The organism is Hyunsoonleella ulvae, assembly GCF_016827605.1.
Lineage (GTDB): Bacteria > Bacteroidota > Bacteroidia > Flavobacteriales > Flavobacteriaceae > Jejuia > Jejuia ulvae.
On sequence record NZ_JAEPJQ010000004.1, the window covers coordinates 188,526 to 212,127 of the forward strand.

Annotated in this window: 20 protein-coding genes; 14 read left to right on the plus strand and 6 right to left on the minus strand. The window is 33.2% G+C overall.

Annotation, left to right across the window (positions count from 1 at the left end):
• The first annotated feature begins 263 nt into the window (after nucleotides 1-263).
• The 5 genes from JS605_RS12070 to yiaK all read left to right on the plus strand — a co-directional run bounded on the left by JS605_RS12070 (nucleotide 264) and on the right by yiaK (nucleotide 8,195).
• Nucleotides 264-1,532, plus strand: coding sequence for a porin (locus JS605_RS12070; protein WP_203257985.1), 1,269 nt, complete (start codon nucleotides 264-266; stop codon nucleotides 1,530-1,532).
• Between the two features lie 480 nt (nucleotides 1,533-2,012).
• Entirely contained in the window at nucleotides 2,013-2,282 is a 270-nt protein-coding gene (locus JS605_RS12075) for an Asp-tRNA(Asn)/Glu-tRNA(Gln) amidotransferase subunit GatC (RefSeq protein WP_203257986.1), read from the plus strand.
• Between the two features lie 3 nt (nucleotides 2,283-2,285).
• The gene (locus tag JS605_RS12080; protein WP_203257987.1) at nucleotides 2,286-3,686 is read left to right on the plus strand and encodes an amidase family protein; all 1,401 of its coding nucleotides are present in this window, start codon (nucleotides 2,286-2,288) and stop codon (nucleotides 3,684-3,686) included.
• Nucleotides 3,686-7,024, plus strand: coding sequence for a bifunctional amidotransferase subunit GatB/aspartate--tRNA ligase AspS (gene gatB/aspS, locus JS605_RS12085; RefSeq protein WP_203257988.1), 3,339 nt, complete (start codon nucleotides 3,686-3,688; stop codon nucleotides 7,022-7,024). The genes JS605_RS12080 and gatB/aspS overlap by 1 nt, the downstream gene beginning before the upstream one ends.
• Before the next feature lie 154 nt (nucleotides 7,025-7,178).
• Entirely contained in the window at nucleotides 7,179-8,195 is a 1,017-nt protein-coding gene (gene yiaK, locus JS605_RS12090; RefSeq protein ID WP_203257989.1) for a 3-dehydro-L-gulonate 2-dehydrogenase, read from the plus strand.
• Nucleotides 8,196-8,199: 4 nt separating this feature from the next.
• On the opposite strand, the gene JS605_RS12095 is transcribed toward yiaK, so the two are convergent.
• On the minus strand, nucleotides 8,200-8,502 hold the full coding sequence (locus JS605_RS12095) for a DUF202 domain-containing protein (protein ID WP_239000336.1): 303 nt from the start codon (nucleotides 8,500-8,502) through the stop codon (nucleotides 8,200-8,202).
• A gap of 228 nt (nucleotides 8,503-8,730) precedes the next feature.
• On the opposite strand from JS605_RS12095, the gene JS605_RS12100 reads away from it, so the two are divergent.
• Nucleotides 8,731-9,276: a DUF2911 domain-containing protein gene (locus tag JS605_RS12100; protein ID WP_203257990.1), complete on the plus strand. Its 546-nt coding sequence runs from the start codon at nucleotides 8,731-8,733 to the stop codon at nucleotides 9,274-9,276.
• 92 nt (nucleotides 9,277-9,368) lie between these two features.
• Here JS605_RS12100 and JS605_RS12105 read toward each other — a convergent pair whose 3' ends face one another.
• On the minus strand, nucleotides 9,369-9,998 hold the full coding sequence (locus tag JS605_RS12105) for a 7-carboxy-7-deazaguanine synthase QueE (protein WP_203257991.1): 630 nt from the start codon (nucleotides 9,996-9,998) through the stop codon (nucleotides 9,369-9,371).
• 132 nt (nucleotides 9,999-10,130) lie between these two features.
• Between JS605_RS12105 and JS605_RS12110 the strand changes: the two genes are divergently transcribed.
• The 7 genes from JS605_RS12110 to JS605_RS12140 all read left to right on the plus strand — a co-directional run bounded on the left by JS605_RS12110 (nucleotide 10,131) and on the right by JS605_RS12140 (nucleotide 16,005).
• Nucleotides 10,131-10,859 (plus strand): hypothetical protein, encoded by a 729-nt coding sequence (locus JS605_RS12110; protein WP_203257992.1) that lies wholly within the window; start codon nucleotides 10,131-10,133, stop codon nucleotides 10,857-10,859.
• 65 nt (nucleotides 10,860-10,924) lie between these two features.
• The gene (locus JS605_RS12115) at nucleotides 10,925-12,463 is read left to right on the plus strand and encodes a helicase HerA-like domain-containing protein (protein WP_203257993.1); all 1,539 of its coding nucleotides are present in this window, start codon (nucleotides 10,925-10,927) and stop codon (nucleotides 12,461-12,463) included.
• A 33-nt stretch (nucleotides 12,464-12,496) separates the two neighbouring features.
• On the plus strand, nucleotides 12,497-13,054 hold the full coding sequence (locus tag JS605_RS12120) for a hypothetical protein (protein ID WP_203257994.1): 558 nt from the start codon (nucleotides 12,497-12,499) through the stop codon (nucleotides 13,052-13,054).
• 4 nt (nucleotides 13,055-13,058) lie between these two features.
• The gene (locus tag JS605_RS12125) at nucleotides 13,059-14,033 is read left to right on the plus strand and encodes a YitT family protein (protein ID WP_203257995.1); all 975 of its coding nucleotides are present in this window, start codon (nucleotides 13,059-13,061) and stop codon (nucleotides 14,031-14,033) included.
• Nucleotide 14,034: 1 nt separating this feature from the next.
• The gene (locus JS605_RS12130; RefSeq protein WP_203257996.1) at nucleotides 14,035-14,397 is read left to right on the plus strand and encodes a cupin domain-containing protein; all 363 of its coding nucleotides are present in this window, start codon (nucleotides 14,035-14,037) and stop codon (nucleotides 14,395-14,397) included.
• A gap of 3 nt (nucleotides 14,398-14,400) precedes the next feature.
• Nucleotides 14,401-15,228 (plus strand): alpha/beta hydrolase, encoded by an 828-nt coding sequence (locus tag JS605_RS12135; protein WP_203257997.1) that lies wholly within the window; start codon nucleotides 14,401-14,403, stop codon nucleotides 15,226-15,228.
• A gap of 18 nt (nucleotides 15,229-15,246) precedes the next feature.
• Nucleotides 15,247-16,005 carry a pseudouridine synthase gene (locus JS605_RS12140; RefSeq protein WP_203257998.1) on the plus strand — a complete coding sequence of 253 codons (759 nt, stop codon included), beginning with the start codon at nucleotides 15,247-15,249 and terminating at the stop codon, nucleotides 16,003-16,005.
• Here JS605_RS12140 and JS605_RS12145 read toward each other — a convergent pair.
• The gene (locus tag JS605_RS12145) at nucleotides 15,989-16,738 is read right to left on the minus strand and encodes a LytR/AlgR family response regulator transcription factor (protein WP_203257999.1); all 750 of its coding nucleotides are present in this window, start codon (nucleotides 16,736-16,738) and stop codon (nucleotides 15,989-15,991) included. The two genes, JS605_RS12140 and JS605_RS12145, sit on opposite strands and share 17 nt — an antisense overlap.
• A complete protein-coding gene (locus JS605_RS12150; RefSeq protein WP_203258000.1) occupies nucleotides 16,735-20,145 on the minus strand; it encodes a ligand-binding sensor domain-containing protein in 3,411 nt (1,136 codons plus the stop codon). Before JS605_RS12150 ends, JS605_RS12145 begins: the two co-directional genes overlap by 4 nt.
• A 270-nt stretch (nucleotides 20,146-20,415) precedes the next feature.
• On the opposite strand from JS605_RS12150, the gene JS605_RS12155 reads away from it, so the two are divergent.
• The gene (locus JS605_RS12155) at nucleotides 20,416-21,177 is read left to right on the plus strand and encodes a LytR/AlgR family response regulator transcription factor (RefSeq protein ID WP_203258001.1); all 762 of its coding nucleotides are present in this window, start codon (nucleotides 20,416-20,418) and stop codon (nucleotides 21,175-21,177) included.
• Here JS605_RS12155 and JS605_RS12160 read toward each other — a convergent pair.
• Nucleotides 21,174-22,196 carry a PAS domain S-box protein gene (locus JS605_RS12160; RefSeq protein ID WP_203258002.1) on the minus strand — a complete coding sequence of 341 codons (1,023 nt, stop codon included), beginning with the start codon at nucleotides 22,194-22,196 and terminating at the stop codon, nucleotides 21,174-21,176. The two genes, JS605_RS12155 and JS605_RS12160, sit on opposite strands and share 4 nt — an antisense overlap.
• A gap of 5 nt (nucleotides 22,197-22,201) precedes the next feature.
• Complete coding sequence (locus JS605_RS12165; protein WP_203258003.1) at nucleotides 22,202-23,560, minus strand: T9SS type A sorting domain-containing protein; 1,359 nt, start codon at nucleotides 23,558-23,560, stop codon at nucleotides 22,202-22,204.
• Nucleotides 23,561-23,602: the final 42 nt, after the last annotated feature.

A 23,602-nucleotide genomic window follows, 5' to 3' on the forward strand; every position in this document is an offset into this window, starting at 1 on the left:
TCGCCTTAAATACACCTTAAAATCGATTTCACATATTTTTTACCAGTTCCAATATTAGCAACACACATAAAATCGTTTAGAACTTAAGTTTTGATTTTTTTTACATCTAAAAACCAACGTCTTTTCATCTTTTTTTATTTAACCCACTCCTCTTTTTTAATTTTTTGTGTGCTGCAAAACAATGTTCTTGAAACATGACACTTGTTAGGTTTTGCCATATATGTTCATCCTAATTTTGTCTTGAACTTTAGAAGTAATTCATCATGATACCAATACAAAGGATGATTAAATTATGGATATGCCACATAATTCTCATATTTCCAATTTTGCTCATCGGGCAAAATGAAGAAAAACCAAAACCAACAATTAAATGGAATGTTACTGCACAGATTTGGATGCGGTATTCCGATTTAAATGAAGGTTCGTTAATACAAGAAGAGCCTACTTCTGATTTTTTTGACATATCGATTCGTAGGTTACGTATTCCTGTATCTTCTCAAGTAACGCCTAAAATATTTCTGTATGCTATTTTTGGCGGTAATAATTTTAATTTTAAGAAGAAAGACCTTCCCTTAGAGGTACTTGATCTTTATGCCGAATATACATTTGGCAAATACTTTGAAGTTGGTGTTGGCAAGTCTGGTTGGCAAGGATTAAGTCGCTGGAATATACGCTCAAACAAAACCCTTATGGGATTAGATTCCCCTTTATTTACATTAAACTCGGTTGAAAAAAATGATGACATTGGTCGTTTATTTGGGTTATGGATTAAAGGTCAAGCTGGCAAATTTGACTATAGAATGGCTTTTAACAGACCGTTTTTTGTAACCGTTATTCCTGATGGAAAGGTAAATTTTGCCAACAACAAACCCAGAGTAAAAACCTCTGCTTATGTAAAATATCAATTTTTCGAGCATGAATCTAACAAGTCTGCTTATCAGGTAGGGACTTATATGCAACACAAAAAAGTGTTTAACATAGGAGCTGGATTTCAATACCAACCCGAGGCCATGAGTGACGGCGATGCAAGATTAGAGTCTACTACTTTTTACGATATGAGACATTTTGCAGCAGATGCCTTTTTAAACTTACCACTTGTTAATGGAGATGCGATTACTGCTTACCTTGGCTTTTATGATTATGATTTTGGAAAAGAATACATAAGAAATGTAGGAGCAAACAACCCGACATCAGCTGGAGGCACAGATTTTAATGGTACAGGTGTAGCTTTTCCTATGATTGGTACCGGAACCACGTGGTACGGACAATTTGGATACGCTTTTAAAGAAACCAAATTTTTAAACCAAAAAGTAATAATACAGCCTAATATTTCCATACAACATTCAGATTGGGATAGACTTACTGATAAAATGACTGTTTATGATTTTACTATAAACTTTTTTGTAAATGGTTCCCATGGTAATAAATTAAGTTTGGGCTACCAACATAGACCTATTTTCGACGCCAATAATTTGCAACAAAAAGACTATAAAGGCATGGCTGTGATGCAATATCAAATCTCATTGAAATAACACTTTTTAAAGACACCTTGGGCTTTAAGCTAAAATTAAAATTAGCGAATATAACTGCCTTAGGAATTACCAAGCAAAGCCCTCTGTGCAATGAGGGGTTGAAACGAAAAGCCTGCCTGTCTACCTACAGGCCCAACCCCCGTAGGCAATGCCGCTAATAAAAACATACAAACCTATCAACAGAGTAACAATTTATTACAAAATAGATTGCATAGAACACAAACATTTATCTTAATTACATTAAAAACTCAAAAATTAAAATCAATTTTTTTATCAATTTAACAATAATGCAACGTGAGGGTAAAAAAAATGGGCATACTACGTATATTCTGTATATATTTGGCTTTTTAAAAGAATGAGAAATAATACTAACAATAATAATTTCAATAATCCTATGCAATAGGATTGGAAGGTTATTGTTTTAACATATTAAAAAGCCTTCCCATAACGGAAGGCTTTTTTTAATCTAAAATTACAGCTATGAGTAAGATTATGACGGTAGACGTTTTGTCGAGCATTAAAGGTGCGCAGCCTTCTGAAACCGTGAATAAACTATTTGAGGTAATTAAAAATGCTAATACTTCAAACAATAATTCTTTTGATGCCAACAAAAATACTGCCGTGTCTTTAGATAATTTAAGGGACGATGTAATTATTGATAGCTCTGAGGCTGAAAAGGAAATTATCATTGAAAATTTTCCAAAACAAAAAAACAACTACTTAGTAGTTTCTAAAGTTATTGAAAGTTAATTTATGGACTCTCAAATTAGAAAAACCCATCAACTTTTGGTGGACAAAAATATAACATGTGTACAGCTTGTAAAAGAAAAATTAGAAGCCTTAAAACCTAATACACACCATACGGTTAATGCTTTATTAGATGAGCTGGCCCTTGAACTAGCTGCTAAAGTTGATGCTAAAATATCTAATGGAGAAAACATTGGCTTATTAGAGGGTATCCCTTTTGGCATTAAAGATGTGTATATGGTACAGGGTACGTACACAACTGCCAGCTCTAATTTACTTAAAAACTATAAATCGGCTTACACAGCTACAGCAATCCAAAAACTATTGGATGCTGGTGCCATTCCTTTAGTAAAAGAAAATTGCGATAGTTTTGGTCATGGTTCCTCAAGTGAGAACACCATTTTTGGAGCTGTAAAAAATGCTGTAAATCCTGAGTTAGTTGGTGGTGGTTCCAGTGGTGGTTCTGCTGTTAACGTTGCCAAAGCATATACCGTATTTTCAATTGGTGGCGATACAGGCGGATCAATTCGTCAGCCTGCAGGTTATAACAAGGTTTATGGGTTGAAACCAACCTACGGACGTGTATCCAGATACGGGTTAATGGCCTATGCATCATCTACGGATTGTGTTGGTCCAATTGCAACATCTATTGAGGATATCCGCATTGTTTTAAATACCATAAGCGGGAAAGATGGAAAAGACCAAACCTCTTATCCTTCAGATTTGATTACTGAAGACAGCCTATCAAAATACGACAACATAAAAACTGTTGGTTATTTTAAAAATTTTATTGATAGCGAAGCTATTGACACCAAAATAAAAGCAGATTTTCTAGATACAATTGAAAAGATAAAAGCCAAAGGCATTACAGTAAAAGCTTTAGATTTTTTTGAATCCAACACACTTGTTTCCACCTACTATACATTAGCAATGGCAGAAACAGCATCAAACTTATCAAGGCTAGATGGAACAAATTATGGTAATCGTATTGAAGCCGAAGATTTAAAAGAAACGTATGCTGTTACTCGTTCTGAAAATTTTTCAGAAGAGACTAAACGCAGAATCGTTGGTGGCAATCAGGTATTATCACAAGGATTTTCAGATGAAATCTACTTAAAAGGATTAAACCTAAGAGACCAAATTTCTGAAAACTTTGAACATGATTTTAACGAAGTAGACATTATCATATCGCCAGTAACACCAAATACACCACCCAAAATTGGAGATAGTTTAAAAGATCCATTAGCGATGTATTTATCTGATGCGTATACCGTTGGTTTTAGCTTAGGGCAGTTGCCTACTTTAACCATTCCACAGGGCACAGATACTGGCATACAAATTACTGCCGCAAAAACGAATGACGAACTTGTTTTGAAGTTTGCAAACTTCCTAAAAGATACGATATAATGGAGCTAAATCAATTAAATGAGCTATTAAAAGCACACGAGATAGAATTGGTAATCGGTCTTGAAACACATGTTCGATTAAATACCAAAACAAAGCTATTTTGTTCTTGTGCCAATGCTGGGGATATCGAAATTCCAAACGTTAATATTTGTTCGGTTTGTACGGGGCAAATGGGTGTATTACCTGCTATAAACAAAGAGGCTATAAAAAAAGCGATTCACTTTGGTAAGGCAGTTAAATCTACGTTTAGTAACGAGATAATCTCTTGGGACAGGAAACACTATGAGTATCCAGATAACCCCAAAAACATACAAATAACACAGTTTCATAATCCAGTAATTCCAGACGGACAAGTATCCTGCTTTAGAAATGACGGCTCCCAATTTACCGTAAATTTAACACAGGTACACATTGAGGAAGATGCTGCTAAATTAATACACGAGAAAAATATCTCTCTGGTAGATTTTAATAAAGCTGGAGTACCACTAATAGAAATAGTAACAGAGCCATGTATTCGACATATTGAAGATGCTTCCACTTATGCACAATACATTCAGCGTATTGTACAAAATTTAGGAATTTCAGAGGCCAACCTTGAAAAAGGAGAGTTTAAATCAGACGTTTCTGTTTCACTTCGTAAAAAACATAACTATGATTTAAATCCTCGTACCGAAATAAAAAACCTTAACTCGTTTAAGTTTATGGTTGAGGCGTTAAAAGAAGAAGTTGAAAAACAGCTTAATTACTATCTGGAACATAAAGAGTTTAGACCAGACCAAACCACGGTGCTTTTTGATGCTGATTTGAAGCAAACCAAGACGATGCGTAAAAAGGAGTTTGAAGCAGATTACCGTTTTATATCTGAACCAGACCTCCCTTTTGTAAACATAAAAGATACTGTAGAGCGCATAGATGTAGATTTAAGCACACTGCCTTTTGCTGTAGAATCTATTTTGATAAAAGGTGGTGTTCTACCTCAAGACGCAAAGTTTTTTACTGGAGATGCCTTACGTTCTGAAACCTTTGTAAGCATAAACAATGTTATAAAAGAACCATCATTTGTCGCTAAAACCTTAACTAACAATATTAAACCTGAAGACTATTCTAAAATTGAACATATTTCTGATTTTATTGAAATTTTCAGTCTGTTTAAAAATGAAAAAGTAACCCCAGTTTTAGCACAAAACGCCATAAAATCTTTATTAGCTGATGCTAAATTCGATTACAAAACGTATTTTGATAACAACAGCATTTCTGAAGAAAAAATCGATGGGGCTATTGCTAAAGTTATTGTTGAAAATGAAGCAGTAGCAAACGATATTAAAGCTGGCAACCAAGGAAAAGCAGGGATTTTAGTTGGTAAGGTTATTGGGATTATCGGTAAAGGTGCTTCCGGAAAAGTAATTAGGGAACGTATCTTAAACCAGTTACAAAGTTCTGATACCAAAACAGACCAAACCAATGTCTCTGGAATACAAGACGCAAAAGTAAAAGGGCAGAAACTAAAGACTGAGGAAGAAGAACTGCCTGAAATCCCAATTGTTATAAAAGAACAATACCGAACGCACAAGGCTTCAGATTTAAGCGAAACGTCTATTTCAGAAAACGTAACCCTGGCAGGCTGGGTATCTAGTGTTAGAGACCACGGAGAGCTCATGTTTATTGACTTACGCGATTCTAGCCATGAGATTTTCCAAGTAAGGCTAAGTAAAGAAACCTTTGCCAATCTGGATGCATTGGTAAAATTAAAACCAGAATCTGTAATTACGGTTACTGGTCAAGTAGTGCGCCGTAATCCTGATGACTACAACCCGTCCATAAGAACAGGAACGATTGAGCTGGAAACTTCTCAATTAGATATTCTAAATTTATCCAAAACGCTCCCTTTTGAAATTAAAAGGGCGCACACATCAAATGAAACCGTTCGTTTTCAATACAAATATTTAGACCACAGAAACGACGCCGTTAGAAAAGCCATAGTAAATCGCCATAGGGTTATCAAACTCATGCGTGATATTCTAGATGAGCAAGAATTCCTAGAAGTAGAAACACCTATCCTAACAGCAGGAACCGATGAGGGCGCAAGGGAATTTATTGTACCTACTAGAAAAAAAGCAGGTTCTTTTTATACTTTACCGCAAGCACCACAACAGTTTAAGCAAATTTTAATGGTAAGTGGTTACGAAAAATACTTCCAGATCGCACGTTGTTTTAGGGATGAGGATTCTCGTGGCGATAGGCAGCCAGAGTTTACACAACTAGATATAGAAATGGCTTATGCGAGTATGCAGGACATTATTGATTTAAACACTAAAATGTTTAATGATATTGTAACCAAAATCTATGGTAGAAAATGGATGCTGCATCCTTTTGAAGTTTTAACCTACAAGGAAGCTATGGACAACTATGGATGCGACAGACCTGATTTACGCTTCGGATTAAAACTACAAGACATTACGGACATAGTAAAAGAGACCTCATTCCAAGTATTTAGTAAACCCATAGATGAAGGTGGTATTGTAAAATGCATAAAAGTATCTGCTAAAGAACAAGGTAGTAAACGCCTATCTAAAGGTCAGATTGAAAAACTAACAACTATTGCACAAGATAATGGCCTTGGCGGCTTAGCTTATATAATAGTGAATGAAAACGATTTGCAATCGCCTATCATTAAATTTTTAGGAGAATCTATTGCAGAAAATATCATAAAAACTACCAAGGCGCAAATTGGCGATATTGTATTCTTCTCTGCTGCTGATTACGACACTGCAAATAAAGCGTTAGATGCCGTTAGACAGGAATTAGGCAACATGCTAAAACTTATCAATCACAAAGAATTGCGACCTGCTTGGGTGGTAGATTTCCCGATGTTTGAAAAAACCGATGAAGGCAACTGGACCTTTACCCACAATCCATTCTCTATGCCTGCAGTATACGATATAGATAAGCACATTAACGGTAAAGAAGAAGAAATTGGAAGTATTATTGCCCAGCAATACGATTTAATTCTTAACGGTTATGAAATTGGTGGTGGCTCTGTTCGTGCACACAAACCTGAAATTTTGGAAGCCACTTATAAAAACATGGGGTACAATAAAGACGAAATGATGAAAAGTGTAGGCACTATGTACCAGGCTTTTCATTATGGCGCACCGCCGCATGGTGGTATAGCTTGGGGTGTAGACAGACTCATGATGATTTTAGAGAAGAAAGCTTCCATTCGCGAGGTGATGGCATTCCCAAAAACAGGAACCAGTGAAGACTTACTATTTGGTTCGCCTTCTCCACTTTCTGATAAAAAAGTTGAGGAGATGAATGTTAAAGTCATTAAGAAATAACCTTTTTTCTAAATAAAAATCAAAGCCTCAGAGATATCTGGGGCTTTTCGTTTTTACCAATTATATGTAACTTAGACACTTTGGTATTAGATGTAACTTTCACACAAATATTTATATCCAAATCACAGCTTTATAAACCAAGGTCTTATTTAAAATGACAGAAAAAACCATACGGATTCCAAAAAAGGAGATGCAGAATGCACTATACAAACTGCTCATTAACTACAAATTCACTGAAGAAAATGCAAGATTAATTGCTAAAACACATACAGAAAGCTCTTTGGTTGGGGTAAATTCCCATGGCATTAATCGCATACCACTTTTTATAGAATACTTAAAAAAAGGTATCATCAACATCAATGCTAAGGCAGAAAAAATGGAAACTTTTGGGAGTATAGAACGGTGGGACGGTAATTTTGGTTCTGGCGTACTTAATGCCATAACATGTACAAACAGAGCCTTAGCTCTTGCAAAAAAGCATGGTATGGGTTTAGTCGCACTTCGTAACACCAACCACTGGATGCGAGGAGGTAGCTACGGTTATCAAGCTGCAGAGGCTGGGTGCATCTCTATACTTTTTACCAATACACAACCTAATATGCCACCTTGGGGAGGAAAAGACAGCCGCATTGGCAACAATCCATTTATTGTATCCATTCCTCGTAAAGGTGGACATGTTGTTTTAGATATGGCAATATCCCAATTTTCTTTCGGGAAAATAAACGACTATAAACTAAAAGGAGAAAAGTTACCATTTTATGGTGGTTGGGATGATAATGACCAATTATCTAAAGATCCTGAAAGCATCTCTAAAAAAGAACGAGGACTTCCCATAGGCTTCTGGAAAGGCTCTGCTCTTTCTATTATTTTAGATATGCTTGCTACATTATTATCAGCAGGAAATTCCACCTACAGAGTTAGCTTAAATGATATTGAAACCGGTATTTCACAAGTGTATTTATGTATTTACCCTGAAGTTTTTAATGATACCGAATTACAAGATCGATTAATAAATGAAATTATTGATTACACGCATAATGTAGAGCCAATACATCCTGATGATAAAACTTATTATCCTGGAGAAAGAAGTTCGCTTAGAAAAGCTGAAAATTTAAAAAACGGAATACCAGTTAATAAGAGCATTTGGGAAAAAATCATGATGCTTTCTTAATATATTATTTGGCCTCCAAATTTTCAGACATATAATACAACCGCTTTAAACTTCGTTTTAAGGTTGTAAATCTGTATATACCAATAACAAGAAACAAAGCACTAAATACTAAAGACGCCAGCGCTAAGTATTTAAAATTAGGAAATTCTTTTAACTGATAAAGTGCTATACTTCCAATTAACAGATACAATGAAGATCGTATATAAGACAAGAGTGTCCTTTCATTTGCTAAACGCGTACGTTCTATAGCTAAATAATCCCTTAGAATGACTTTTTCGTCTGGTTTAAAATCCCTACTAAATTTCAAAACCTTGTTTTTAATATTCCCATACCACCAAATGTACTACAAATTTTGCCAGTTTTAAGCCAATCTATATGATTATAAATAGTACGAAATACAACACATGAAAAAATTCCAACCCTATAATTCGGACAAACCTTGTAAAAAGATGTAAACTTTAACAAAGCTTAACGACTTTTATCAAAACTTTAATAACAATACCCCTTAAATTTGAAAAATCAAAAAAAATAACAGATGAAAACGTCAAAAACCCTAACAACATTAGCTTTTAGCATGATAATGCTTTTTAGCATAAACGCTGAAGCACAAAAATTCCCTAAATTAGATAAAAGTCCGATGGATGCAGCAGCATTCCCCAGAGATTATAAAGTTTCAGATAAACTTATTAAAATTGTGTATAGCAGACCTCAACTTAAAGGGAGGGCATTATCTAAACTAGCACCTAATGGCAAAGTTTGGAGAACTGGAGCAAATGAAGCTGCAGAATTAACACTATACACAGATATGAAACTAGGAGAAAACACCATTGAAGCAGGTAGCTATACTTTTTATGTAATCCCAGGAGATGAAGAATGGACAGCTATTATAAGTAAAGATTTAAATGTTTGGGGGTCTTATTTCTATAATGAAAAAAATGATGTAGCTCGCTTGGCTGTTCCTGTAAGTGCTTCTGATGAAACTTTAGAAGCGTTCTCCATAACATTCTCAGAATCTGAAAACGGTGTAGACATGCATTTAGGTTGGGGAGCCGTAAGAGTGGCAGTACCCTTTACAAAATAAGCTGTAAACGTTTCTATTAAATTAAAAAGTTCTTAGTTTTTCAATAAAACTAGGAACTTTTCCTTTTCACACAGAATTAACCAGCAACCAAATTAAGGTATATTCAAATATTTATGGGTCTGAAGAGACACTTTCCATTTTGGGTACTGCATCACGTAATCTACAATTAGAGGAATAACCTTGTCACGTTTACTCCATTCAGGTTGCAGGTATAGTATACAATCTTTATTTACTTTGGCAGCTTGCTCTTCTGCAAAACGCAAATCATCTTTGTTATAAACAATAACCTTTAATTCATGAGCCTTATCGTAAACCTCATCAGTTGGCAGCTTCATTTTTTTTGGAGATAAACATATCCAATCCCACTGACCAGTTAACTTATAGGCTCCAGAAGTTTCAATATGGGTTTGAAGTCCATTTGCTTTTAGCTGCAAAGTCAACTGCGTCATATCCCAGGTTAACGGTTCTCCACCAGTAACTACAATAGTATCGCTATACTTTTTAGCGTTTTCAACAATTTTAGCAGTTTCAGTTGGTGGATGCAATGCCGCATTCCAGCTTTCCTTAACATCGCACCAGTGACAACCTACATCACAACCTCCAATACGGATAAAATAGGCAGCTGTACCTTTATGGTAACCTTCTCCTTGTATTGTATAGAACTCTTCCATTAATGGTAGCATGAGCCCTTTTTCTACTAATATTTCAATGTCTTTATTCATGAGCGCGCAAAGATACAAATTCAAAATAGTTTTAGATAAATATGCATTTCATCGTGTTTTTTTGCTATTTAATCGTATTTTTATATATTTGCCTCGTTAATTGCTAAAAATAAAATCTTACTGTCTCTCAAAATGAACAAGATATTTTATGTAGCTCTGTTGTGTTTTATCATCAGTTCTGGTTGTTATGCTCAGGTAGGTATTGGCACTACCAACCCTGATAATTCCTCTGTTTTAGATATCGAATCTACGGACAAAGGTGTTTTAATCCCAAGACTTACAACAGCACAAATTAATGCAATTGTAAACCCTGCTAATGGTTTAATGGTGTATAATACAGATCTTAAAGAGTTTCAATTTAATTGTGGATCTATTGGCACACCAGATTGGAGTAAAATTTCGCATCCTTCTTCAGTAAAATATAGCAATACAGATACATCTACAAATATTAACAATAATGGAGCTTACGCCAACATTCCTATTTTTGGTACCTTAGAATGGAATGATGATACTACATTGTACACCCAAGCAGGAAATACAATAACCATTAATACTACTGGACGTTATAAAATTACAGTAAATATAGCCTACAGAGTTCCTACTGTAGGAGGAAACTCCGACCAAAGAGTATCTGTTGAAGCCCAAATTGCCATTGATGGTACACCTACGGGAGCTATAGGAAACACAGGATATGTACGCCATGCGAGTAACCATGTAGAAGCTTCTTTACATATTACAGAGGTATTTAATATTACTTCAGGACAAACCATTAGTATACAAACCATTAGAGGAGGAAACTCTGCACCTGCAGTTTTTAGAAGTGCTGGAACTTCTAATATCTACATCGAAAAAATAAAATAAAGTTTAAAGCCATAAGCAATTTTTTGTTCTTCATTTTTCCTGTATTTTTATGCAAAATATAAGGTATGAGTACAAAAGACACTTTTTTTAAATATATTACTGAAAGCAATACAACCAAAGGTGACTACATACCTATTGGAGCAGCCATGTTGGATGGAGAAACCATCACAGGAGCACATGTAAAAATCCCTTTAAAAACCATGAATCGCCACGGTTTAATTGCTGGAGCCACAGGTACAGGAAAAACAAAATCGCTTCAAGTACTGGCAGAAAACTTAAGTGAAAAAGGGATTCCTGTATTACTGATGGATATTAAAGGGGATTTAAGCGGACTAGCACAACCAAGTCCGGGGCATCCAAAAATTGATGAACGTCACGAAAAAATAGGCTTACCGTTTGATGCTAAATCTTTTCCTGTTGAAATTTTAACCCTATCTGAACAAGACGGTGTACGCCTAAGAGCAACTGTTAGTGAATTTGGACCTGTATTATTATCTAGGATTTTAGATTTGAGTGAAACCCAATCTGGAATTGTTTCTGTTATTTTTAAGTACTGTGATGACAATAAATTACCATTACTGGATTTAAAAGATTTTAAAAAAATATTACAGTATGCCACCCAAGAAGGTAAAGCTGAATTTACTGAAGCATATGGGCGAATTTCAACCGCTTCTACTGGTGCCATCCTGCGCAAAATTATAGAATTAGAACAACAAGGAGCTGATTTGTTTTTTGGCGAAACGTCTTTTGATGTTGATGATTTGCTTCGAATAGATGAGAATGGTAGAGGCTATATAAACATTATTAGGTTAACAGATATTCAAGATAAACCTAAATTATTCTCAACGTTTATGCTAAGTTTATTGGCCGAAATCTATTCAACATTCCCAGAGCAGGGCGATAGTGGAAGACCAGAATTGGTGCTCTTTATAGATGAAGCTCATTTAATATTTAACGAAGCCTCGAAAGCTCTTTTAGATCAAATTGAAAGTATTGTAAAATTAATTAGAAGTAAAGGTGTAGGCTTGTATTTTGTTACCCAAAACCCAACAGATGTACCAGAAGCTGTGTTGGGACAATTAGGTTTAAAAGTACAACATGCCTTAAGGGCATTTACCGCTAAAGACAGAAAAGCTATAAAACTAACTGCCCAAAACTATCCAGATTCTGAATATTATGACACTACTGAGGTTTTAACCTCGCTAGGAATTGGAGAAGCATTAGTTTCTGCTTTAGATGAAAAAGGGAGACCAACACCTCTTGCAGCAACAATGATGCGCGCCCCGATGAGTAGAATGGATGTTTTAACAAATACTGAATTAGCATCATTACTGTCTAAATCAAAACTGACTAAAAAGTATAATGAAACCATAGATAGGGAAAGTGCTTATGAGCTTTTAAACGAGAAGATAAAAAAAGCCGAAGCTGAAGAAGCTAAAGAAAAAGCTCGACAAGAAAAAGAGGCGCTTGAAAAAGCAAAATCTAGAAGAACCACCTCATCTCGCCGTAAAAGTACACGTATGAACCCTGTGGTAAAAGTACTTACCAGTGCTACTTTTATAAGAAGCGTGTTTGGTATTCTTACCAAAGTAATGAAAAAATAACGCTACACTAATACCCAACCTAATTTTAATCTAATGCAAAAAACAATCATATATTTACTTTTTAGTATTCTAGTTTGCTTCTTAGCCTGTAACAAAGTCCAAGACCCTTTTGAAATTTCAAAACAACATGTTGGTCTGCTTACAGATTCAACTCAAGTAAAAGATTTAGAACTTGTATTTCCTAATGATTCGATTGTAAAGCGTATTGGTGGCGATGAGTTTATAGGAAACAAGAACCACATAGAGATTTTAGACAACACAGGAAAACAATTACTCATTCTTGAACCTTCTGAAGCTTTAGATTCTACCTCAGTATTCCAAACAGTTCAAATTATAGATGCGCGTTATAAAACTGATAAAAATATTAATGTATTAAGTACATTTAAAGATATTGCTGACAATTATGACATTACAAGAATTGATAATTTAATTAACTCCATTGTAGTTACAGTAAAAAGTATTAATACTAGCTTTACAATTGACAAAAAAGAATTACCATCAAATTTACGTTTAGATATGGACCTACAAATTGAAGCTACCCATATTCCTGATAACGCAAAAATTAAATACTTTTTTATAAACTGGCATTAAACATTTGAATCCTTTTCTATCAAAAATATTAATAGATGTAGCCCGTAAGAGGTTACAGAAGCAACAGACTAGCAAACCTGTAAGCAAAAAGGAGGTTGTACCCTTAGCCAGACGATTATATGTTGAGTTATCACACACCATTGGCGAGTACATTTTTATAATCATTGGTGTGTTCTCTGCGGGATTTGGTCTTAAGGGGTTTTTACTCCCAAACAGTTTTATAGATGGAGGTGCCACTGGTATTTCACTACTATTAGAAAACATCACATCCTTAAAACTAGGAATACTTCTTGTTATCGTAAACATTCCTTTTATCTTTTTGGCTTCAAAAACGGTAAGTTTAAAATTTGCCTTACGAAGTATTGGCGCCATAGCATGTTTAGCTATTGTAGTACACTATGTAAATTATCCGAAAATAACCGAGGATAAACTGCTTATCGCCATATTTGGTGGTTTCTTTTTGGGCTTAGGTATAGGTATGTCCATGCGAGGGCGAAGCGTTATTGATGGTACTGAAGTGCTTGCCATATATTTAAGCAGAAAATTATCTGTTACCGTAGGCGATGTTTTGCTAATAATTAACATTATCATCTTTTCCTTTGGTGCCTATATTTTATCGATTGAAACTGCCCTTTATGCAATTTTAACCTATCTAGCTGCAGCTAAAACCGTAGACTTTGTAGTAGATGGTGTTGAAGAATACGTAGGGCTAACCATTATTTCGAGTCAGCATGAAGACATTAAAAAAGTGCTAACTAAAAAACTAGGTCGAGCCTGTACGGTTTACAAGGGTAAAGGAGGCTATGGAAAAAACGGAGAAAGTAATGAAAAAGATATTGTTTACACCGTTATTACACGTTTGGAGCTTCCAAGGATTAAAACCGAAATTGATAAAATTGATAGAAAAGCTTTTTTAATTATGGGTATTGTAAAAGACATAAAAGGCGGAATGATTAAGCGAAAACCCTTTAAAGATTAACATGAAAAAGTACACCATTCAAGATAATCCCTTTGTAGTACCAACCAATGATGGAAAAGTAATTAAAGAGCATTTTGGTATACCAACTACTGGAGATTCTAAAATAAGCATTGCCCATATGGTAGCTCCACCTGGTTGGAGCGAACCATTTCAAACTCCAGAATTTGACGAGTACACCTTTATTATTAAGGGTAAAAAGCAATTTGTTATTGGCGATGATATTGTTGTTTTAGAGGCTGGCCAATCCATTAAAATAGAAAAACACACCCGAGTACAATATTCAAATCCGTTTACTCAGTCTTGTGAATACATCGCTATTTGTACTCCTGCATTTTCAATAGAGAAAGTTCACAGAGAAATATAACCAATGGAGAAATTTGTAGTTAAGCTCATTGGCACTTATTTAAATATTTTAAGTTATGTATCTGGCGATTATGCGGCAAATAAGGCACTACATTTATTTTCCACACCTAGAAAAGGTAAATTAAAACCCAAGGATATTACTTTTTTAGACACTGCCGAACAAGAATTTTTAACATATGAAGACCTCAAGATTGCCACTTACCATTGGAAAGGCAACAAAGCCACCATTCTTTTGGTTCATGGTTGGGAAAGCAATGCTGCAAGATGGAAAAACAAAATAAATCATTTTATAAAAGAAGACTTTAACATTATTGCTTTAGATGCCCCAGCACATGGTGCTTCTGGAAGTAAACTATTCAATGCACTGCTATATGCAGAATTTATTAACGTGGTAGCTAAGATACACACTCCAGAAATTATTATTGGGCATTCAGTTGGTGGTATGGCATCCGTATTTTTTCAACAGAAATACCAATTGGGCTCTTTAAACAAAATGGTATTACTTGGCGCACCTTCAGAATTCTCAAGTATCCTTAAAAATTACATCAAACTTTTAGGTTACAATAAACGTATTGAAAAACAGCTTCATCGTGTCATCCTAAAGAAGTTTGGCGCAAAACCTAGTGATTTTTCAACCTCTAAATTCTCTAAAGACATCAATAACGAAGGACTTATTATTCATGATGTAAAAGACATGATAATCCCCTATTCAGACGCTAAACGCATCAATAAAAACTTTAAAAATAGTAAACTAATTACCACCAAAGGATTGGGACATTCTTTAAACAGCTCTTCTGTAACCAAAAATATTTTAGACTTCTTAGAAGAATAAGATGCTTATTTTTGCACTATGGAAGTACCTTTAAAACGTATTAACAAATTTTTGAGTGAAGCAGGATATTGCTCACGCAGAGCTGCTGATAAATTGATTGACGAAGGCCGTGTAACCATTAACGGTGCTATACCCGAAACAGGAACAAAAGTAGGCCCTGACGATGTGGTTGCGGTAGATGGTAAAATTGTAGGCTCTAAAAAAGAAGCGTTTGTTTATTTAGCATTTAATAAACCTGTAGGCATTGTATGTACCACAGACACTCGTGTTGAAAAAGACAACATTATAGATTTTATTGGCTACCACAAACGCATTTTTCCTATTGGACGATTAGATAAACCAAGTGAAGGCTTAATTCTCTTAACAGACGATGGCGATATTGTAAACAAAATTCTTAGAGCAAGTAACAACCATGAAAAAGAATATGTAGTTACAGTAGATAAACCTATCTCGCAAACTTTTGTAGAGCGTATGTCACGCGGTATTTATTTAGAAGACTTAAAACAAACTACCAAACCGTGTATTGTTAAAAAAGTAAACTCCAACACTTTTAAAATAATACTTACCCAAGGATTGAACAGGCAAATTCGTAGAATGTGTTCTCACTTAAACTATGAAGTTCAAACGTTAAAAAGGGTAAGGATTATGAATATCAGTTTAGATACCCCTATTGGTGGATACAGAGAATTAACCAAAGAAGAATTTAAAGAGCTAAGCAAGTTAATAAGTAGTTCATCAAAAACATATACTCCAAAAAAAACTAAAAGGACTCGTTAGTTATAGATTCTAAAAGTTGTAAAAATTCTTTTTTTCTACTCCTAGCTAAATCAACCTCAGTATCGTCTATCAACTGTATTACACCTCCTCTTCCATTTATGTAGCCTTTAACACAATTCATATTAATAATATTTGATTGATGTACCCTAAAGAAATTATGACTACCCAAAAGTTCTTCATACTCTTTTAAAGTTTTTGCCACAAGAAGTTGTTCTCCATTCAGAAAATAAATTTTAGTATAATTTCTCTCTCCAGATAATCTGAGAATTTCTTTGTAATTCACAATTCTGTAACCTTCTTTATGAGGCAGCACAATTTGTTCATGTTTATCATCTAATTGATGTGCTCTAAAAATATTGTATTGAGATTTACTAATTTTTCTCCTAGGGACTTTAGCAACTGCTTCCTGAAGTTCTTTAAAGTTTATGGGTTTCAACAAATAGTCTAAAACACCAAACTTAATTGCTTTTAATGCATAGTTATTGTGAGCAGTAGTAAAAATAACATGAAAGTCATGATGCTCCAATGATCCTAATAAATCGAATCCATTTTCAAATGGCATATTGATATCTAAAAAAATTAAATCTGGATTAAATTTTTCAATCAATTCTCTAGCGGTGTTAGCTGACGAGGCTTTCCCTAATATCTGTACATCTTTACAGAAAAGCTTTAGCATTCCGGTTAACGTTTCTAATGCTCCTTTTTCATCATCAACCAATATTGTTTTTATCATGAGATTTTTTTAGGCAATTTAATTTCAACCTTGGTTCCTGTATTATTCTCTAAACTTTCAATAAAAATTTTCGGTTCTCTAGTACTTCTCTCTCCCCATACAGCTTCTAATCGCTTCTGTGTAATTACTAAACCAGAATTATTATTTTTTTCGCTTTTACTACTTTTAAAACCTTTTCCGTTATCAACTACCAAGCATAAAATATGGTCATTTAATTCCTTAAAGGATATCTGTATTAGTTTATCGTTCTCCTTGTTATAAAACCCATGTATGATTGCATTTTCAACAATTGGTTGTATAAACATTGGAGGAATCTGTACATTATACACATCAATTCCTGTGGTTACAAACTCTAACACAACTGGATGAGAAAATCTTAAATTTTCCAAATCCACATAATTTTTAAGAACTTCTATTTCATCTTGAATAGATACAAATTTCTTCTCTGAATGCTCTAATGAGAATCTAATTAACTTTCCGAATTTATTAAAGTAATCTAAAGATCTTTTTACATTGTTTGCGATTATAAACTGCTGAATAGAATTTAATGCATTAAAGATAAAATGTGGATTAATTTGGTTGATTAATGCTTTTAATTCCATTTTATCCCTCTCTAACTCAAGCTCTGTATTAGCTTTCGCAAGCTCAATATTCTGCTTCTCTATGGTTTTTGTCCGCTCTTCAACGATTTTCTCCAGGGCCAATTGTTTTCTTTTCATAACAGAGCTATACCATTTAAAAGAAAAAACAAATAATAATACCCCAAGTATTACATAGGCTAATTTTGCCCAAAAACTTAACCACCACGGAGCAGTTATTGAAAAAGGATATTCCAGTGTTTTACTCCATAGTTTTGTTTTACCTACAGCTTTTACTTTTAAAGTATAGTTCCCAACTGGTATATTTCTGTAATCTGCATAATTATTATATGTTGGCGTGCTCCATTTTTCATCTAAACCATCAATTTTAAAAGAAAACTTAACATCATGAGAAGCTTTCCAATCTATTGCTGAGAACTTAAAATTTAAGTGATTGTAATTATGAGGTAAAACTAATTTTTCAGGATAATTTTTAAAAGCTTTTACATTTGAAATATAATTATCTAAGTCTGATAACTTATGTAGAGATTTTAAATAGTCTTTTTCATTTAGTGATCTATAGTCCACAAATTGCTCATTTATTTCTACAGTGCTGAGACTTAAACTTGGAGGATCAACTGGTAATTTAAAAGAATCTAAACTCAAATTAATGAGACTATTACTTGTTGAAAATCTTAAAACTCTATTGTGATCTATTAGAGTATTTCCATGAAAGTCGATACTTTTAAGACCATCTTCTTTTTTATAATTAATAATAAACGCATTACCTCTATCTACCTTTTTGTATTCATCAACCTTTTCAACTAATCTTTCATCCATTACAATACAACTAAGTCCCCTCATAGTAGTTAACCATAAATTATTACTATAATCTTCAGTTACTGATGAGACACCTTTATCTAGTACTCCTTCCTTTTCGGTAAAATTGGTAAATTCAGAGCCGTCAAATCTAGAGGCTCCACCAGAAGTAGAAACCCAAATATTATGCTTGCTATCTTCCATTACCGCTAATACACTATTACCAGACAATCCTTCATTTTCTGTATAAAAAATAAAAGTATCATTCCGCATATTATATTTGCATACACCTAATTTATTTGTACCAAACCATATATTATTTTTACTATCCTCATATATACATAAGACACCATTTTCTGAAAGATCTTTAGAAAGCGTATAATTCGTAATTAAACCATTGTTTAATTTACTTAAACCAGAATTGTATCCTGCAAACCATATATTACGTTTACTGTCTTCTATTAACTCAAAAACACGCTCGTGTTTTAAACCACTATTTCTATCATACTGGTAAAAATTTGTACCATCAAATTTTATTAACCCTTTCCAAGTACCAAACCACACGTCATTATTATAATCTGTAATAACTTCAAAGATCTCATAATAATTTACTCCTTGATTCTCTCCATACACAGTATAATTCTTACCATCATATTTACAAAGTTCTCCTCCAGCATTGGCATACCATAGATTATTATACCGATCCTCATATATAGAATACACCATTTTAGAGGCTGATGATTCATCTGATTTTGGATTGGAACTCCCTGACGTAAATGAGTTTATGTTAAATTTAAAAGCACCTCCTGCTTGGGTACCTGCCCATAAGTTTTGCTTACTGTCTATTATAAGTGTTCTTATTCTATCATTAGGCAAGCCCTGCTTTATGGAAATATGTTGAATGGTGTTACCATCATATTTACTTAGCCCTTTTTTATTACTAGCAAACCACAAATTTCCATTATTATCCTCTTGAATTCCCTTAATGGAATTACTTTGCATACCATGTTCCTTTGTGAAAATTGATAAGGTTTTACCATTGTACTTACACAAACCACCATCATAAGTACCAAACCACATATCATGTTTACTATCTTCAAAGATTGCGATAATATTGTTTGGAGGAAAACCATCTTTAGAGGTATAGTTTATAAATTTAGAGTTACTATACACTGTAATACCTTTTGTGGTACCAAACCAGATATTGCCTTTAGAGTCATTAAAAACCGAAATTACGATGTTACCAGACAATCCATCTTCTGTGGTATAACTTGTAAATGTTTTACCATTATATTTTACAATGCCTTGATCTGTAGCAAACCAAATATTTCCCTTTTTATCTTGTGTTAAACCAAATACTCTATCACTTAAAAACCCATTCTTTTTTGAATAATGAACAAAGTGTTTCCCATCATACTTTACTACACCATGAGGCAAACTAGAGAACCAAAAATTCTTTTTATCATCCTCCAACATTGCCCATATATTAGTTTGAGATAAAATACCATTACCTCCTGTGAAATTTACAAATTCCTTACCGTCATATCTAGTTAAACCATCAAAATAATGTCCAAACCAAATATAGCCTCTAGAGTCTTCCATGATTGAATAGATATATTCGGATAAGCCTTCATCTAACCCTATACATTTTATATCATATAATGCATTATCTCTATAGGTTGGTTCATTTGCTTTTTTTGGTTTTTTCAGCCTAATATCTAGTGTTACCCCAACCAATACAGTATCCTTTCCCAGGTTTTTTGATTTTAAGTTTAGAGCATTTAATTTATCTGTTATTGAAAGAATTTCTCTAGCCTGTGGTTGTTTTAGTACATTGATATTGTTGTGCGCCTTATACTCTAAAGGTTTATTCTTGATTTTTTTCTTACTTACTTTACCAATTGTAACAACATCTTTTTTAAGCTTAACAGGAACTCCAGTAAACAAGGTATCCCCAGATAAAAGAACTAAAAAATCCTTCTCTGTTTCTGTATTTTCTAATAGTTCCACAGGAGTATTATGTTTTGTTACGCAAGCACACAACCATAAAATTTGCAAAACTAATAAGACTACACTTTTTTTCAATCTTGGTTTTTTATTTACACTTTTACGCAACATTAAACATGAAATCTAAATACTATTTTACTTGTTTTATTTTTTTACAAATATTTGATTTTTACCCAATTATACTTCAATTTGTACTAACTGATAAATTAAGATACTATTTAAAATCATAATCTTTATTTTAGTTTAACCCTAAACCAAATTCTCTCTGAAAATATGCTTAAAGTTTTAATTATAGAAGATGAATCTATTTCTAGTAAATATATTATCTCTTTACTTAACAAATGTTTCCCTGACAAATTTATTATAGAAAAGGAACTGGATAATATTGTTGAAACTATTTCTTGGTTTAAGAACAATGAAATTCCTGATCTTATCTTTATGGACATACAACTAAGTGATGGCGTATGTTTTGAAATTTTTAAAGAAGTTGAAATATATTGCCCCATAATTTTCACTACTGCTTATGATGCCTATGCCATAAAAGCTTTTAAAACAAGTGGTATAGATTATCTTTTAAAGCCAATTACAGAAAAAGAATTTCATCGAGCAGTTTCTAAGTTTTTTAAAATGCGAGAACTTAACATGGATTTAAAACATGCAAGCAATAACATACACAAATTAAATTTGGATGTTGCTAAAGTATACAAAGACCGTTTTTTGGTAAAACTTGGAAACAAATACACTCCTATAAAAATTAAGGACATTGCTTACTTCTATAAAGACGATATTACTTTTGCAAAAAGTTTTTCTGGTAACGTTTACCCCATGAACAACTCTCTGTCTCATATTGAAAACTCTATAGACGAAACCCTTTTCTTTAGAGCAAATAGAACTTTTTTAGTAAACATAGATGCTATTGACTACTTGTCTCAATACAAACCTGGTCAATTAACAATTAAGGTTAAACCTAAGTTTGATGATTTAATTGTGCTTAGCCAAGAGAGATCTAGCCATTTAAAATCTATTCTCAACTAACTCTTTTCTTTTATAAAAGGAATCCAAGCTTTATACGTATTCTCATCACTATCAAATATTGGTCTGTTATTATTTGTTATATACTCATATTGTTTTTTAATATTTTTTAATCCAATTCCTAAAGATTTAGCCTCTGTATTTATACGTTTAATTACATTATTTTTTATCTGTATGCCTCCATTAAGAGTCCCTACCTCTATAAGTAACTTATTATCTTTATACAATGCATTGTGTTTAAATACATTTTCAATTAAAATCTGAACTGAAAAGGGCAATATGCGTTGCGATAAATCTTTAGTATCTATCTTATACTGAATATCAAATTTATCTTTAAAACGTACTTTTTGGAGATACTCATAATCCTTAATAAAATTCAATTCTTCTTCTAAAGTAACCGTTAACTTGTCCCTAATCTCCAAGATATAGCGATAAGAATGTGCCAACTTCTCAACGAACTGTTGTGCTGTATGACTATCTATATTTATAAGAGGTACAAGAACACTTAAACTATTAAAGAAATAATGAGGACTTACCTGGTTTTTAAGCACTTGTAACTCTGCCTCAATTTTTTCTCTCTTTAACTGTTCTTTTTCTAATAATGCTTCTCTAAGTTGCCTATCTCTTTCCCGTCTTAATGTAATATCAATAATAACTGCCAAAGCATAAGTATCATTACCTGTTTTGTAATAGTTTAAACTAATCTCAACAGGAAATTGAGAATTATCCTTTCTCAAGCCTAAAACTTCTACACCAATACCATGAGGTCGCTTTCTAGGGTGTTTAATATAACTGTTCCTTAATGGAACATGATCTCGCCTATCTGTTTCTGGCATTAAAACTTCAATTTTCTTACCTAACAATTCGTCTTCGGTGTAACCGAACATTTTTTCGGTTATGGGGTTTATCATTACAATAGTTCCCTTACTATCGGTTAATACCCAAGACTCCGTAGCAGTATTAAAAATGGTTTTTAAAAAATCTTCTGTGTAAAAATCTAAATTGTTATTTGCAAATTTCATTAAGTTTATTCTTTAATGAATTTAGTTGTATGGCCTTCAAAATATACTACATAAAGTCCTTTACTAACGTTATTAAGTACTATTTCAAATTCAATATTTTCTCCTGATTCAGTTTTATTAATTGGTAGTTTTACTTTTCTACCCCGCATATCGTAAATATATGGAATACTATTTTTTAAATCTTTAATTTCCGACTTGTTGAATTTTAGATAAATGCTTTTTGAAGCAGGGATTGGGTGCACTTTAATCTTTGATGTATTTAAATTAACCTCAGCTAAATTCAATACATTTCCCAAATAATTAGAATCAAAATAATCTCTGATATTAGTGTTTTCAGATTGTGATGTCATTTTATCATAAACCAAAAAACTTGCAATATCTCCATGCATACTTTTTTCTTCTCCCAACTTAGAGTTTGTCTTAAATGCTGAGAATAAATAACCTATAGTAAATGTTCCTGGTAAAATTATATTTGTTGAGTACGTTTCATCTAGACCATTTATATAAACTGTAATCTTATCTAGCGTATCTCTATGAATTTCAATGAGCTGCCATTCATTTAAAACTACAGCATTATCAGGCGTAACTCTATAAACTGTATTTGGGTGTATTCTTAACTGCAAATAATTAGTTTGATATCTATGCCTAAAATAGTCTGTTGATTGTCCAAAATAATCCCAATCTTGAGTTTGAGCAACTGGTTTTGCTAGTAGAAAAATTGAAAATGCTCCTGTTAAATTTATAAAATCACTAATTTGAATTTCTAAGTACTTATCCTGACTTGTATAATCCGTTGCAAAGGGCACTCCACCGCCTCCTCTCACACAAGGTTTCCCATTAATACAATTACTAATATAACAGGGTTTTATGCTATCATCCTGACCAAAATCTCTACCCGATGTATATTCAGGTGGATTAAATGTTCCTGTATAACTTGACTGATCTAACCAACGTCTAACACATCCTTCTCCACAATTGCCACTTACATCACAATACTGATCTGCTATTGGAGCACCTTCGGTATTAGATTCATTTAAGCAATCGTTAGTTTCACAGTAAGCAATATGATTTGTTGTATTTAAATTATCTGATTCAACGAAGAACATCAGATTGCTTATATCTTTTGGATTAGACTGAGCATGTACATTTGCAACATTAAAAATAAAAATTAAAGAGGACCATGCCAAAATGGAAAATATTAATTCAAAATTCTCTTTAGTCTTATTTAAAGCTTTAAGCGTTTGTTTAATTTCCTTATTTATTCTTTTGTAACGTTCTATGTCTTTCTTCAAATTTTCTTGCTCTTTAATTACATCAATTAGTTTTATATCCTCACATTGTATTTCAAAGTTTTGATACATCATAACTTGTTAAAGGGTTGTGTTTAATGCATTACTTTATTTAAT

Coding starts and splice junctions, on each gene's coding strand:
- JS605_RS12080 (WP_203257987.1), top strand. CDS start 2,286: ATGGACTCTCAAATTAGAAAAACCCATCAACTTTTGGTGGACAAAAAT.
- yiaK (WP_203257989.1), top strand. CDS start 7,179: ATGACAGAAAAAACCATACGGATTCCAAAAAAGGAGATGCAGAATGCA.
- JS605_RS12120 (WP_203257994.1), top strand. CDS start 12,497: ATGCAAAAAACAATCATATATTTACTTTTTAGTATTCTAGTTTGCTTC.
- JS605_RS12115 (WP_203257993.1), top strand. CDS start 10,925: ATGAGTACAAAAGACACTTTTTTTAAATATATTACTGAAAGCAATACA.
- JS605_RS12100 (WP_203257990.1), top strand. CDS start 8,731: ATGAAAACGTCAAAAACCCTAACAACATTAGCTTTTAGCATGATAATG.
- JS605_RS12105 (WP_203257991.1), bottom strand. CDS start 9,998: ATGAATAAAGACATTGAAATATTAGTAGAAAAAGGGCTCATGCTACCA.
- JS605_RS12145 (WP_203257999.1), bottom strand. CDS start 16,738: ATGATAAAAACAATATTGGTTGATGATGAAAAAGGAGCATTAGAAACG.
- JS605_RS12165 (WP_203258003.1), bottom strand. CDS start 23,560: ATGATGTATCAAAACTTTGAAATACAATGTGAGGATATAAAACTAATT.
- gatB/aspS (WP_203257988.1), top strand. CDS start 3,686: ATGGAGCTAAATCAATTAAATGAGCTATTAAAAGCACACGAGATAGAA.
- JS605_RS12140 (WP_203257998.1), top strand. CDS start 15,247: ATGGAAGTACCTTTAAAACGTATTAACAAATTTTTGAGTGAAGCAGGA.
- JS605_RS12070 (WP_203257985.1), top strand. CDS start 264: ATGATACCAATACAAAGGATGATTAAATTATGGATATGCCACATAATT.
- JS605_RS12075 (WP_203257986.1), top strand. CDS start 2,013: ATGAGTAAGATTATGACGGTAGACGTTTTGTCGAGCATTAAAGGTGCG.
- JS605_RS12130 (WP_203257996.1), top strand. CDS start 14,035: ATGAAAAAGTACACCATTCAAGATAATCCCTTTGTAGTACCAACCAAT.
- JS605_RS12135 (WP_203257997.1), top strand. CDS start 14,401: ATGGAGAAATTTGTAGTTAAGCTCATTGGCACTTATTTAAATATTTTA.
- JS605_RS12110 (WP_203257992.1), top strand. CDS start 10,131: ATGAACAAGATATTTTATGTAGCTCTGTTGTGTTTTATCATCAGTTCT.
- JS605_RS12155 (WP_203258001.1), top strand. CDS start 20,416: ATGCTTAAAGTTTTAATTATAGAAGATGAATCTATTTCTAGTAAATAT.
- JS605_RS12160 (WP_203258002.1), bottom strand. CDS start 22,196: ATGAAATTTGCAAATAACAATTTAGATTTTTACACAGAAGATTTTTTA.